This window comes from Prevotella mikamonis (assembly GCF_055381405.1).
In genome coordinates, this window is the sequence record NZ_AP035785.1 from 313834 (window position 1) to 327783 (window position 13950).

Annotated in this window: 12 protein-coding genes and 2 tRNA genes; 8 read left to right on the forward strand and 6 right to left on the reverse strand. The window is 47.7% G+C overall.

The genetic code is table 11. The features are described 5' to 3' along the window. Positions 1 to 8: 8 nt before the first annotated feature. Positions 9 to 1928, forward strand: a complete 1920-nt coding sequence (locus ACZ42L_RS01350) for a heavy metal translocating P-type ATPase (protein WP_464716408.1) — start codon at positions 9 to 11, stop codon at positions 1926 to 1928. Between the two features lie 54 nt (positions 1929 to 1982). On the opposite strand, the gene ACZ42L_RS01355 is transcribed toward ACZ42L_RS01350, so the two are convergent. The 3 genes from ACZ42L_RS01355 to htpG form a co-directional block, all read right to left on the reverse strand. After that, positions 1983 to 2056 (reverse strand) — tRNA-Arg (locus ACZ42L_RS01355). Positions 2057 to 2084: 28 nt separating this feature from the next. Next, a tRNA-Arg gene (locus ACZ42L_RS01360) sits at positions 2085 to 2161 on the reverse strand. 66 nt (positions 2162 to 2227) lie between these two features. Further along, positions 2228 to 4282: a molecular chaperone HtpG gene (gene htpG / locus ACZ42L_RS01365; RefSeq protein WP_464716409.1), complete on the reverse strand. Its 2055-nt coding sequence runs from the start codon at positions 4280 to 4282 to the stop codon at positions 2228 to 2230. 217 nt (positions 4283 to 4499) lie between these two features. On the opposite strand from htpG, the gene ACZ42L_RS01370 reads away from it, so the two are divergent. Further along, positions 4500 to 5012, forward strand: a complete 513-nt coding sequence (locus ACZ42L_RS01370) for an RNA polymerase sigma factor (RefSeq protein WP_464703245.1) — start codon at positions 4500 to 4502, stop codon at positions 5010 to 5012. Positions 5013 to 5060: 48 nt separating this feature from the next. Here the strand turns inward: ACZ42L_RS01370 and ACZ42L_RS01375 are convergent, their stop codons facing one another. Both ACZ42L_RS01375 and ACZ42L_RS01380 read right to left on the reverse strand, forming a co-directional pair. Beyond that, positions 5061 to 5438, reverse strand: coding sequence for a hypothetical protein (locus tag ACZ42L_RS01375; RefSeq protein WP_464703246.1), 378 nt, complete (start codon positions 5436 to 5438; stop codon positions 5061 to 5063). Then, positions 5422 to 6879, reverse strand: a complete 1458-nt coding sequence (locus ACZ42L_RS01380) for an aminoacyl-histidine dipeptidase (protein ID WP_464706434.1) — start codon at positions 6877 to 6879, stop codon at positions 5422 to 5424. Before ACZ42L_RS01380 ends, ACZ42L_RS01375 begins: the two co-directional genes overlap by 17 nt. A 93-nt stretch (positions 6880 to 6972) precedes the next feature. Here ACZ42L_RS01380 and ACZ42L_RS01385 point away from each other — a divergent pair, with 93 nt between their 5' ends. The 4 genes from ACZ42L_RS01385 (at position 6973) to ACZ42L_RS01400 (ending at position 9351) form a co-directional block, all read left to right on the forward strand. Then, positions 6973 to 7167 carry a hypothetical protein gene (locus tag ACZ42L_RS01385; protein ID WP_464700060.1) on the forward strand — a complete coding sequence of 65 codons (195 nt, stop codon included), beginning with the start codon at positions 6973 to 6975 and terminating at the stop codon, positions 7165 to 7167. Positions 7168 to 7191: 24 nt separating this feature from the next. Further along, positions 7192 to 7803, forward strand: a complete 612-nt coding sequence (locus ACZ42L_RS01390; protein WP_464700062.1) for an OmpH/Skp family outer membrane protein — start codon at positions 7192 to 7194, stop codon at positions 7801 to 7803. Between the two features lie 185 nt (positions 7804 to 7988). Then, positions 7989 to 8639 carry an endonuclease III gene (gene nth, locus ACZ42L_RS01395; RefSeq protein ID WP_464700064.1) on the forward strand — a complete coding sequence of 217 codons (651 nt, stop codon included), beginning with the start codon at positions 7989 to 7991 and terminating at the stop codon, positions 8637 to 8639. A gap of 7 nt (positions 8640 to 8646) precedes the next feature. Then, positions 8647 to 9351: a DUF2461 domain-containing protein gene (locus ACZ42L_RS01400; RefSeq protein WP_464716410.1), complete on the forward strand. Its 705-nt coding sequence runs from the start codon at positions 8647 to 8649 to the stop codon at positions 9349 to 9351. Between the two features lie 112 nt (positions 9352 to 9463). Here the strand turns inward: ACZ42L_RS01400 and ypfJ are convergent, their stop codons facing one another. After that, positions 9464 to 10342: a KPN_02809 family neutral zinc metallopeptidase gene (gene ypfJ, locus ACZ42L_RS01405; RefSeq protein ID WP_464700068.1), complete on the reverse strand. Its 879-nt coding sequence runs from the start codon at positions 10340 to 10342 to the stop codon at positions 9464 to 9466. 399 nt (positions 10343 to 10741) lie between these two features. Between ypfJ and ACZ42L_RS01410 the strand changes: the two genes are divergently transcribed. Beyond that, positions 10742 to 11371, forward strand: a complete 630-nt coding sequence (locus tag ACZ42L_RS01410) for a cytidylate kinase-like family protein (RefSeq protein WP_464716411.1) — start codon at positions 10742 to 10744, stop codon at positions 11369 to 11371. A 101-nt stretch (positions 11372 to 11472) separates the two neighbouring features. Further along, positions 11473 to 13941: a phenylalanine--tRNA ligase subunit beta gene (gene pheT / locus ACZ42L_RS01415; RefSeq protein ID WP_464716412.1), complete on the forward strand. Its 2469-nt coding sequence runs from the start codon at positions 11473 to 11475 to the stop codon at positions 13939 to 13941. The last annotated feature ends 9 nt before the right edge of the window (positions 13942 to 13950 follow it).

A 13950-nucleotide genomic window follows, 5' to 3' on the forward strand; every position in this document is an offset into this window, starting at 1 on the left:
GGTGCGAGATGGAGAAACGAACGATTCCGGTGGTCGGTATGGCCTGCTCGGCCTGTTCGGCCAATGTGGAGCGAAAGTTGAATGCCCTGGAAGGCATCAGCATGGCATCGGTGTCGTTGCCCGGTCGTTCGGCTTTGGTGGAATACGACCCGCAGATTATCTCGCTCGAAAAGATGAAGAGCGAAATCAATGCCATCGGCTACGACATGATTATTGAGTCGGACCGCAGTGTGGTAGAGATTGAACGGCGCGAATATCAGCTGTTGCGGCGCAAGACAATCCTGTCGTGGGTATTCTCGATATTGGTCATGTCGGTGTCTATGGGGTGGATTGCTGTCAGCAATCGCGATATTGCCAATCAGGCTGCCATGCTCCTTGCACTGGCCAACTTTGTGTATTGCGGTCGTGGATTCTTTGTCTCGGCAGCCAGACAGATGCGCCACGGGACTGCCAACATGGATACGCTGGTAGCGCTGAGTACCTCTATTGCATTTCTCTTCAGTACGTTCAACACCTTTTGGGGAGCGACCGTATGGGGCGCGCGAGGCATAGAGTGGCATACCTATTTTGATGCTTCGGTCATGATTATCACGTTTGTGCTCACCGGTAGACTGCTCGAAGAGAAGGCAAAGAATGGTACGGCCGGCAGTATTCGGGCACTGATGGGACTTGCGCCCAAGACGGCGCATGTGGTAAAAGGTGCAGAAATGGACGAAGTGCCTATCTCAACCATCGCTGTCGGCGATGTGTTGGAGGTACATCCTGGAGAGAAAGTGCCTGTGGATGGTGATGTGACATGGGCCAACAGCTTCATGCAGGAAGACGGTGCATACGTAGACGAGTCGATGATAACGGGCGAGCCGACACCTGCTCTCAAACAGGTGGGGAGCAAAGTGCTGGCCGGTACGATAGTGCAACAGGGAAAATTGAGGTTCCGGGCGCGCCAGATAGGGGAAGATACGGCACTGGCCCACATCATCCGAATGGTACAGGAAGCCCAGGGGAGCAAAGCCCCCGTGCAGCGAGTGGTAGACAGGGTGGCACTCGTCTTTGTACCGGTAGTGGCTGCTATCGCGTTGCTTACTTTTATAATATGGTGGATGGTGGGTGGTAATGCCATGCTTCCACAGGCCATTCTCTCGGCGGTGGCGGTGCTGGTGATAGCCTGTCCGTGTGCGATGGGACTGGCTACGCCAACAGCTTTGATGGTGGGTATCGGTAAGGCTGCACAGGAAAATGTGCTGATTAAAGATGCTTCAGCGCTGGAAAGCATGCGGACGGTGAATGCAGTGGTGATAGACAAGACGGGGACTATCACGATTCCCAATAGAAATGTGGATTTCACGAAGGCCGATGAATTGCCTTTGGAGGAGCGAGAGAGTCTGAAACCCCATGCACGTGAGGCTATGGAAGAGTTGCAAGGCATGGGCATAGAGGTCTATATGATGAGTGGAGACAAGGAAGAGGCGGCCCGTTATTGGGCTGAGAAAGCCGGCATCAGGCACTATCGTAGCAAGGTGTTGCCACAGGATAAGGAAAATCTGGTGCGCCGATTGCAGGCAGAAGGAAAGCGAGTGGCCATGATAGGCGACGGTATCAACGATACGCAGGCTCTGGCCCTGGCCGATGTGAGTGTGGCTATGGGACGCGGTACGGATGTGGCGATGGACGTGGCACAAGTGACTTTGATGAGTGATGACTTGCGGCGGATACCGGAAGCCATCAGATTGAGCAAGAAAACGGTGCGCATGATAGCGCAAAATATCTTCTGGGCCTTTGTCTATAACATTGTATGTATACCGTTGGCAGCCGGTGTACTCCACATTGTTGGCATCAATTTCCAGATTACTCCGATGTGGGCAAGTGCATTGATGGCTTTCTCCAGTGTGAGTGTAGTGCTGAATAGTCTGCGATTGAAATTCGCATAAGAGAAGAAAGGGTATAAAAACAAAAAGAGACGGGCTGATGCTCGTCTCTTTTTGTGACTTCGCTGGGATTCAAACCCGGAACCTTCTGATCCGTAGTCAGATGCTCTATTCAGTTGAGCTACGAAGCCAATCCATAAGTGTCGCTATTAAGAAAAGTGGTGACTTCGCTGGGATTCAAACCCGGAACCTTCTGATCCGTAGTCAGATGCTCTATTCAGTTGAGCTACGAAGCCCCGTTCTTAATTTGCGAATGCAAAGGTAGTGACTTTTTTTCGTACTACCAAATTTTCACTTGTTTTTTATTTAATAAGTTCTACCGAACGTCTTAAAAATGCGTCTAAAGCCTGTCCTTTGAGCATTCCGTTCTGCAAAAGAGCAAGGTCTATCAGCTGATGTACGATGGAATTATCCTTGGCATAGTTGGCAATGACCTCTGTCTTTTTCTGCTTCTCGCCGGAGATGCTCTCTTCTGTAGTCTTCACGTCGTCTTTCTCGGCCTGTGTAACTTCTTCCGATTTCTTGGCCGACTGGCTCTGGTGGAGGGCAGCAAGGCGAGCTTGCAGTCCCTTGAGTTCGCTGACGATGGGCTTCAAAGTCTCGGCTGTCTTGCTTTCGCAATCTTCCAGAATGCTCTTGACGAGTGCGTGGTCGCTGTTGAGCACGATGGTATAGCTGTCGGGCATCTGTGAGTAGAAGCTCATGCCGGCCTGGAACTTGCTCATTTCCTTCATTCGGCGCATGTATTCGCTCTGAGTGATGAGTACGGGTTGAGCTTCCTGACCGAGTGCCTGTACCTCTACTTGGAAGTCGGTTTGTCCGATTTGAGGCATCTGCGACTTGAATACTTGTGACAAATTGTCACGCTGCTCTTCTTCAAGTTCGACTTTCTTGCTGTCCTCTTTGACGATGAGACGGTCTACGACATCGGCATCTACACGTGTGAAACGGCTCTTCTCGAACTTCTGTTCCAACATCGAAACCATCGGAGAATCCAACTGTCCGTCGAGCAGCAACACATTGTAGTCTTTCTGTTTGGCTGCTTGGATATATGTATATTCCTCTTCCGGGTTGTTCGTATATAGATATACGAGGTTGCCATCCTTGTCTGTTTGGTTGTCCTTGATGAGTGTCTTGTAGTCTTCGTAGGTGTAGTATTTGTTGTCTACATCCTTGAATAGAGCAAAGTCTTTGGCTTTGTCGTAGAAGTCTTCTTGCGACAGCATACCGTAATGGATGAAGATTTTCAGGTCGTCCCACTTCTCTTCGTATGCCTTGCGGTCTTCCTTGAAGATGCTCTGTAGTCTGTCGGCCACCTTCTTGGTGATGTAAGTAGAAATCTTCTTGACGTTTGCATCGCTCTGAAGGTAGCTTCGGCTTACATTCAAAGGAATGTCCGGAGAGTCTATTACGCCGTGCAGGAGCGTGAGGAATTCGGGTACGATGCCCTCTACCTGATCGGTTACGAATACTTGGTTGCAGTATAATTGAATCTTGTTGCGCTGCAATTCAATATTCGACTTGATTTTAGGGAAGTACAAGATACCCGTCAGATTAAATGGATAATCCACGTTGAGGTGAATCCAGAACAATGGTTCGTCCTGCATGGGATATAGTTCGCGGTAGAAATTCTTGTAGTCCTCGTCCTTTAAGGTAGATGGAGTTTTGGTCCAAAGTGGTTCGATGTTGTTGATGACATTGTCTTCTTCGGTGTCTACCATCTTGCCGTCTTTCCATTCAGTCTTCTTTCCGAAGGCTACAGGAACAGGCATGAAGCGGCAGTATTTATTCAGAAGTTCCTGTATCTTGTTCTTCTCCAGGAATTCCTTGCAGTCGTCGTCGATGTGCAGGATGATGTCAGAACCTCTGTCTTCTTTTTCTGTCTCTTCTATTTGATAGGCTGGGCTGCCATCGCAACTCCATTTGACAGCCTTCGAACCTTCCTTATAACTCTTGGTAACAATCTCTACTTGCTTGCTTACCATGAAGCTGGAATAGAAGCCAAGTCCAAAATGTCCGATGATGGCATTGGCATTATCCTTATATTTGTCGAGGAAGTCGTTGACTCCGGAGAATGCTATCTGGTTGATATATTTCTCGATTTCCTCTTCGGTCATGCCGATACCGCGGTCGCTGATGGTCAAAGTTCCATTCTCGGTATCAAGTTTTACCTGTACGGAGAGATTGCCTAACTCGCCTTTGAAGTCGCCTCTCTCGGCCAAAGTTTTGATTTTCTGCGTAGCGTCAACGGCATTGCTGACCATTTCGCGAAGGAATATTTCATGATCAGAATAGAGAAACTTTTTGATGACAGGGAAGATATTCTCAGTTGTAACCCCGATATTTCCTTTTTGCATATTATTATATAGTTTAGTGTTTTCTACCCATCTTATGCAAAGACTGTGCCAAATTAGTTTGTGGTTTGTTGTATGTAAATTACCTATATATTATCCAGCGTTGGAAAAATGTGTCAATTCGATTCTTTTAAACAGAATTAATGGTTTTCTGTGTGAGCCATCTGGAAAAAATACTATCTTTGCAATAACTAATCAACTCCTATGCTAAGCATTCATCATGGAGAATCTAAAAGAAACAAACAATCTGATAGCTGATTATTATATTCAGCACTACGACGAACTACTAGCTTTTGTATGCAGACATTCATTAAGCCAAGAAACTTCGGAAGACATCGTCCAGAATGTCTTTTTGAGAATCTTGTCGATAGGCAAAATGATTACTGCTATCACACTTCCTAGTCTTGTCTATACCGTTGCACGTAATCTGATATACGATTATTGGCGTCATCTGCGCTACGTAGAGGAATACGAACACTATCTGGCGTGGCAGGGTTGTCAGAGCAGTCCGGCTTCTGTATACTCCATCAATGAGATAGGTGAGATACTGGAGCGGGGGATTGCCCGCCTTAGCGATAAGCATCAGCATATCTATAGGATGAGTCTGTATGAGGGATTGCAGGTCTCTGAAATTTCTCAAACGCTCAATATGAATTACAAGAGTGTTGAGAACAGGCTTGGAATAGCGCGGAAAGAGGTGCGGCAATATATGCGTCGCATGTTGGTTTCGTAAAAACAATAATCCCTCGATGAGCATTTTGCTTTATCGAGGGATTATTGTTTAATTGTCTTTGCATGCGATGACCGTCGTCAGGTGGTCGTCAAAATAGAACGTTTGTTTCAAGGTATCCTGTCCATTGACATATTTTGCCCGTACGAAAAGCACTTTCCTGTTGGGCGAGGTCTTGAATTTGATATCTTTCTTGAATCTTTTGTTCGCTGCCAGATGAGTCTCCATGCGCTTGATGACAGTCGGGGTGATGTAGAAGGATGAATCTACGTCGGAGACGGATAGGTCTGCAATGTCTTGATTAACAAGGTTACTGGCCAGATAATCTTCTACCAGACCCTTTGCTCGGTGCTTCGTGCCACATGAGAATATGGCCATTGCCGTGAGGGCAATGGCCATGTATGATGTTATTTTATTTCTTAGTTGCATGTTTTAGGATATCTATCAAATGATCCCACACCATCTGTACGGTTGGGATATAGAGACGCTCGTCCGGTGTATGAACATCGCGAAGCGTCGGCCCGAAACTCACCATATCCATATTGGGATACTTCTCAGAGAAGAGTCCGCATTCCAACCCAGCATGGATACCCAATACTCTAGGCTCTTTTCCGAATAGTCTCTTGTAGCTCTCTATAGCAGTTTTGGTCAGCTTGCTGTCCGGATTCATCTTCCAGGCAGGATATTTGTCGGTGACGCTAAGCTCTGCACCGGCCAACTGGAATGCTGCCTTGACGGTGTTGGTCATGTTGTCCAGGTTGCTCATGACGTTGCTACGCTGGCTTGCTACGACCTTTATCTCATTGTCCGAGGTCTGTACGCTTGCTACATTGCTTGATGTCTCGACCAACCACGAAATAGCTTCGTCCTGACACATGGTGAAGATGCCGTTGTCAACGGCCTGCATAGCCAGGATAAACTTGTCTGAAAGGTCTTGGGGTAATACTTTTACAGCATCTGTACTTGACATGGCAAACTCCATAGCCTGGTCGGTTACGTGGAATTCTTCTTCTACTTCTGTCACGAATATGTTCCAGTCTGCTTTCACATTCTCTTTCATATCGCTCTTCACGGCGAATACTATCTTGCCGTCACGAGGAATGGCATTGTGCATCTTTCCAGAGTTGAAAGAACCCAACCGCAGTCCGTATTTCTCGTTGGTGAGGTATAGGAAGCGAGTCAGAATCTTGATGGCGTTGGCTCTTTTTTTGTTGATGTCGTCGCCGGAGTGTCCGCCTGTCAGTCCTTTCAGCGATGCTTCCATGAAGAAGTAGCCTTGGGGGGCATCCTCACGGTCAAACTTGAATGTGGCATGAGTGGTTTGTCCACCTGCACAGCTGACGAAAATCAATCCTTCTTCTTCCGAATCCAGGTTAATCAACTGAGTACCGGTCATGAATCCGGCTTCCAGTCCATGAGCACCGGTAAGACCGGTTTCTTCGTCGCGGGTGAAAAGACACTCCAACGGTCCGTGTTCTATTTGGTCATCTTCGAGTACTGCCAGCTGCATAGCTACGCCGATGCCGTCGTCAGCTCCAAGCGTTGTGCCTTTGGCTGTGAGCCAATCCCCGTCGATATATGTCTGTATCGGGTCGGTCAGGAAGTTGAAGTCTACATCCACCAACTTGTCGCATACCATATCCATGTGGCTCTGGAGCACGATGGTGTCGCGGTCTTCGTAGCCCTTGGTAGCCGGTTTACATATCAATACGTTGCCGATTGCGTCGACTTTGGTAACCAGTCCGTGGCTCTTGCCGAACTCCTTTAGATACTCTATCATTTTCTCCTCGTGTTTCGAGGGACGTGGAATCTGATTTATTTTTGCAAACTGTTCGAAAACGTGTGCAGGCTTTAATTCGTTTTTATTCATTTAATTATGTTATTTTATTTTGTCCTTTTATGGTTTTATATTACCTTTGCGACGTACTAAATAGGTACATCTTATTCTGCAAAAGTAATAAAAATGGTACAAACATTACTCATGAGCGTGTTAATAATTGCTATCTCGATAGCTTTGTTAAGCGTAAAGTTGATATTCAAGAAGAATGGAGAGTTCGCTTCTCAGCACATCCATGACAGCGAAGCATTGCGTAAGCAGGGTATCCATTGTGTCGTAGACCAAGATAAAGAGGCCAGAGCTGCGAACAAGGCATATTAAGAATAATAATTAAATAAAATACAAATGAAAAAGAAAAGCATTTTTCTCAATATGGCTTTTGCTGCTACAGCAACTCTTGCCATGACATCATGTAATCAGTCAGCTCCCAAGGTGGATAACAAGGCTGAGGTTTCTCAAGTTGCTCCGGCAGAATTGAAGATTGCCTATGTAGAGGTAGACAGCATCATGACACAATATAAGTTCTGTAAGGAGTTCTCTCTTATCCTCCAGAAGAAGGGGCAGAACATCCAGAATACATTGGCTTCCAAGAATCAGCAACTGCAAGCTGCGGCAGCCAATTTCCAGCAGAAAGTACAGCAGAATGCCTACACTCGTGAGCAGGCTGAGGCTATACAGGCTGGTCTGCAGAAGCAGAACAACGACCTACAGGCTCTCAATCAGCGTCTGAGCAGCGAGTTCCAGGTAGAGACCGATAAGTATAACAAGGCTCTGCGCGACAGCATCCAGAACTATCTGAAGGCTTATAACCAGGATAAGAAGTACAGCATTATCCTGAGCAAGGCCGGCGATAATCTGCTCTATGCAGACAAGGCTTACGACATTACCAACGAGGTGATTGCCGGATTGAACAAGGCTTATAAGTCTACAGTAAAGGCTGAGACTACCAAGAAATAAGAAAAAGTGGAGGAAGAAGATAGTCGTTGGCCGGTAGGCGACCGGCAGCATAGGAAAATACTGCTTGTTTAGATTCTTTTTACTTCCTCTGATTATGTTTGATATAGAAATACCTTCTCGTGACGAGAGGGTATTTTTTTGTCTATATCGTTTCTTGTTGTCATTTGTTTTTGTACTTTTGTATTATGACAAGAAAGGAACGATACGAATATATTCTCGATTATTTTCGTCGAGAGATGCCTGTTGTGGGTACAGAATTGCAGTTTGGCAGTGCTTTTCAGCTGCTTGTTGCCACGCTCCTCAGTGCGCAATGTACCGACAAGCGCATCAATGAGGTGACTCCGGAACTCTTCCGCCACTATCCCGATGCACGCGCTATGGCCAAGGCCGAGCCCGAAGAGGTGTTCGAATATGTGCGTAGCGTGTCTTATCCCAATGCCAAAAGCCGGCATTTGGTGGAGATGGCGCGCATGATAGTAAACGATTTTGGTGGCGAAGTGCCTAGCGATATGGCCGATATGGTGAAACTTCCGGGGGTAGGACGCAAGACGGCCAATGTGTTACAAGCCGTTTGGTTTGGGCGCGCAACGATGGCTGTAGACACCCATGTCTATCGGGTGAGCCACAGATTGGGACTCGTTCCCAAGACGGCCAACACTCCTTTGAAGGTGGAGCAGGCCCTCATGAAGAGCATACCCGACGAAGATATACCCAATGCCCATCACTGGTTGCTGCTGCATGGACGCTATGTGTGTCAGAGTGCACGCCCTAAGTGCGAAGTGTGTCCTTTCGAATCGTTTTGTCCCAAATGGTTGGATGGAAGTAAACTAGAATAAAATAAGTATGGATATCAAGAGAATCAATAAGTTTCTGAAGGCCGTTGTGGCCAACAACAATCGCGTATGGTTTCAGGAACATAGAGCAGAATACGAGGCTTGCAGGGCCGATTTTGAACGAAGTGTAGACCAATTAATCTTGGCAATAGCCAAGTTCGACCCCACTATAGGCCATCTGACGGCCAAGGATTGCACCTATCGATTCTATCGTGATACGCGTTTCAGCGAAGACAAGAGTCCTTACAAAGATCATCTCGGAGCTTATATTAGTGCCAAGGGAAAGAAGAGCCTGCACGCCGGTTACTATCTCCATATAGCTCCGGATGGCTGCATGCTGGCCAGTGGAGCTTACTGGTTGCCTACCAATATACTCACTTCTTGTCGCAATGAGATACTGGGCAATGCCGAAGCATGGCGCAAGTGTGTGGAGAACGGAGCTTTTGTCAAGAACTTCGGATATGCCAATGAGGGCGATATGAATGTGAAGTCGGGTAAGGGATTCGGCCTGAGTCACCTGAAGACAGCCCCAAAAGGCTTTCCACGCGACTCGGATTTGGCCTCTTATCTGCGCATGAAAGACTATGTGTGCTGGCAATATGTGCCTGCTTCCATGTTTGAAAAAGAAGACTGGATAGCCGAGGCCGTGAAGATATTGAAGGTTGCAAAGCCGATGATGGACTTTGTAAACAGCGTCATAGACGATTACGAATAAAAAAGAAAAGGAGTTAAAAGGTTTGAGCCGTTTGTTTATCGTTGCATGACTCAAGGTTTTTAACTCCTTATTGTTTCAAATAAAGTTTGCCGGCGCAACCGGGATGCGCTGATTACAGTTCGGCTTCCGAGCGGTCGAATGTAGTCGTATTCATATCGCCGGTCTCGATACCGAGTTTCAGCCACTTCATACGTTGCTTGCTTGTACCGTGGGTGAAGCTCTCCGGTTGGCTGTATCCGCGTGCTTTTTCTTGCAGATAGTTGTCGCCAATCACCTGTGCACAGTTGATAGCCTCTTCCAGGTCGCCGTCTTCCAAACTGTTATATTCCGCGTTGTCGTAATGTGCCCATACGCCGGCGTAGTAGTCGGCCAGCAATTCCAGTCGTACGCTTACCTTGTTGGCCTCGGCCTTGCTCATCGAGTTCATGGCCTGGTGAGCTTCTCCGAGTGTGCCTAACAGATGTTCCACATGGTGTCCTACCTCGTGGGCGATGACGTAGGCGTAGGCGAAGTCGCCGTCTGCTCCCAGCTGATTCTTCATCTGTGAGAAGAACGAAAGGTCGATATAGAGTTTCTGGTCGGCCGAGCAATAGAACGGGCCTACCGATGCCGATGCGTTGCCACAGGCACTCTGTACTTGCGAAGTGAATAATACGAGCGTTGGCGGTGTGTACTTACGCCCCATCTTCTGGAATACTTCGGTCCACACATCCTCTGTGCCGGCCAGAATCTGGCGCGAGAATTTGGCCAGTTCCTGCTCTTCGGGTGTGAACGATTGCTCTTCTCTCGGTGCGGTCTGTTCCTGTAGCTGGTTCAATCCGCCTTGCTGTACGACGTTGGTAACGACGTCGCCAAGGTTGCCACCCGACATGAATGTGATGATGGCAATCAGGATAATACCTCCTATACCACCGATACCGGCTTTTGTGCCTCCGCTCATTCCTCTGCGATCTTCAACGTTGTTGCTCTCGCGTCTACCTGATAATCTCATAACTCTTGTTCTAAAAGGTTGTTAATTTATTTTGCAAACTTACTGAAAAAATCTGAATATTGCGTGGAAACAGTATAAAATTTCAAACTTTATCTTGCCATGCCACCGTTGCAGATGTAATATGGATATGGCTCTATCTGACATCCTCTTATTTCTTTTCTCCGCCCCCTTGTTTCCTGGCTCTTACTTCCTGCGTCTCGTCTGCTTGTCAACCTAAAAAACTGCAAGGCCTCGGCAGCATTGCTGCCGAGGCCTTGCAGCATCTCTGTTTGGGCTTTGCAGCAGTGCTGCAAAGGCTTTGCAGTAAAATGATGTTGTGAAATTCCTGCATCTATCGTTGTCTTCTATCGAATTAATCGTTATATTTGCGTAGTGGCAATCGGATGTAGAACTAAATTGATGGCTATGGATAAGAATGAGAAATTAATCATTACGATAAACCGGGAGTTTGGTAGTGGCGGTCATGCTATAGGCGAAGAACTGGCCAGTAGGCTGGGGGTGAAGTTGATAGACAAGCAGGTGTTGCAGGCCGTGGCCGACAGATTCAGCTTGTCGCAGGAAGAGGCTGAGGCTTTGGAGCAGCGGTCTCCGTCGTGGTGGGACGACTTTACGCACTTCTATCAGTCGTTCATGGCTATGAACGAGTATCATGTCAATCCCCGCGACATTACGTCCCGGCAGCTGTTTTTTGCCCAAGGTAAAGCCATGCGCGAAATTGCCGGCCGCGAGTCGTGCGTGGTCGTAGGTCGCTGTGGGTTCGATGTGTTCAAGGATACGCCCAATGTTCTGAAACTGTTTGTGCATGCTCCGCGCGATTATAGGGTTCGGCGAATCATGGAGCGATATGGAGTGGACGCGCAGAAAGCAGCCCGGATGATAGACGACAACGACTATACGCGACAGCTCTATACCAAGACTTTTACGGGGCATGAGTGGTACGACGTGCACAACTACGACCTGACGTTGAATGTGGGGAAGTACGGGCAGAGCGGTGTCGTGGATTTGCTGATGCGTTTTATCGAGACATAAAAATGTTTTTGAAGCTGTATTACCCTTGAAATCTTTTTGCCAAGTGCCAATTTTTTAGTATTTTTGCAAGGTTTTTGAGTATACATAAAAATCATTATATAATGAATATTTCTTATAAATGGCTTAAAGAATACGTCGATTTTAATCTCACTCCCCAGGAGACAGCGGACGCGTTGACTTCTTGTGGGCTTGAAGTCGGTTCGCTGGAAGAGGTGCAAACCATTAAAGGAGGGCTGAAAGGGCTGTTCGTCGGTCAGGTATTGACCTGCGAGCCACATCCCAACAGCGACCATTTGCACGTTACTACCGTGGATTTAGGTAAGGAAGCTCCACAGCAAATCGTGTGTGGAGCGGCTAATGTTGCAGCCGGGCAGAAGGTTATCGTAGCCGACTTGGGCTGTGTGCTGTACGATGGTGACGAGTCGTTCACTATTAAGAAGAGCAAGTTGCGTGGTGTAGAATCGTTGGGAATGATTTGTGCCGAGGATGAAATCGGAGTGGGAACGTCTCACGACGGTATCATCGTATTGCCCGAAGATGCCCAGGTGGGAATGCCTGCTGCTGAATATTATCACTTGGAGAGCGACTGGCTGATAGAGGTAGACATCACTGCCAACCGCAGCGATGGATTGAGTCACTACGGTGTGGCTCGCGACTTGTATGCCTGGTTGGTACAGAACGGGTATGAAACCAGCCTGCACCGTCCCGATACGTCGGCATTCCAAGTAGACAACCACGACCTCCCAATTGACGTGGAGATACAGAATACGGATGCTTGCAAGCGTTATGCCTGCGTGAGTATCAGCGACTGCGAGGTGAAGGAGAGTCCGGAGTGGCTGAAGAACAAATTGAGCGTGATAGGCTTACGTCCTATTAATAATATTGTAGACATTACCAATTATATCATGATGGCTTATGGCCAGCCCATGCACTGTTTTGATGCCGACATGGTAAAAGGACATAAGATTGTGGTGCGCACGCAGCCGGAGGGAACGAAGTTTGTAACCCTGGATGGCGAAGAGCATGAGTTGGGACAGCACGACTTGAGCATCTGCAATGCCGAAGAGCCGATGTGTATTGCCGGAATCTTTGGCGGAAAGGGTAGCGGTACGTACGAGACCACGCGCAATGTGGTGTTGGAGAGTGCCTATTTCCATCCTACGTGGATTCGCAAGAGTGCGCGTCGTCATGGTTTGAGTACGGATGCCAGCTATCGTTTCGAGCGTGGTATTGACCCTAACGGGGCGGTCTATGCCCTTCAGCAAGCCGCCATTCTCTGCAAGGAGTTGGCTGGTGGCAAGGTGTCGATGGAGATAAAAGATGTCTATCCGGAACCTATCAACGGCTTTGATGTAGATTTGACGTACGAATATTGCGACCGCCTTATCGGCAAGCAGATAGGTAAGGACACTATCAAGCGCATTGTGACGAGTCTGGAAATGAAGATAGTAGCCGAAGACGAGGAGGGATTGAAACTGCAAGTTCCTGCCTATCGTGTGGATGTGCAGCGTCCTTGCGACGTGGTGGAAGACATCCTGCGCATCTATGGTTACAATAATATCGAGATACCTACCCAGCTGAAGAGTTCGCTGACGGTTGCCGGCGATGGCGACACCAAGCATAAACTGGAGAATCTGATAGGTGAGCAGCTTGTAGGATGCGGTTTTAACGAAATCTTGAACAACTCGCTGACCAAGTCGGCGTACTATACGGAGCAGGAGCTTAACGCTTATCCGGAGGCACGCACGGTGAAGGTGATGAATCCGCTGAGTGCAGACCTGGGTGTGATGCGCCAGACATTGTTGTTCGGCGGACTGGAAAGCGTCGTACGTAATACGAACCGAAAGCAGGCCAATCTGAAATTCTTTGAGTTTGGTAACTGCTACACTTTCGAGAAAGAACGCCAGACAGAGGAAGCTCCTATTCGTGGATACGTGCAGCGCACGCATCTGGGATTGTGGCTGACTGGTAAGCGTGTAGAAGGGAGCTGGATTCATCCGAACGAAGATACGTCGTTCTATGAGTTGAAAGCATACGTGCAGAATATATTTAATCGACTGGGAGTGCCGGCCGGTAGCGTCGTGGTGAAGAAAAGCGAGAATAATATATTCTCTCACGGATTGCGTCTTGAAAACAGAGGTGGCAAGGTGCTTGCAGAGTTGGGAATTCTTACCAAGGCATTGCAGAAGAAGTTTGGTATCGACACGGAAGTGTATTATGCCGATATAGAATGGGATGCAGTGGTGAAGGCTGTGAGCAAGAACAAACTGGAGTATCAGGAGATAAGCAAGTATCCGGCTGTGAGTCGCGACCTTGCCTTGTTGGTCGATACAAGCATTGAGTTTGCCCAGATAGAGCAGATAGCCCAGCAGACAGAGAAGAAACTATTGAAGAAAGTAGAACTCTTCGATGTGTATGAGGGGAAGAATCTGCCTGCCGGCAAGAAGAGTTACGCCGTTAATTTCATCTTGCAAGACGAGCAGAAGACATTGAACGATAAGCAGATAGAGGCTATCATGAGTAAATTGATACATCAGTTGACAACAAAACTGAATGCAGAATTGAGATAATCAGACATA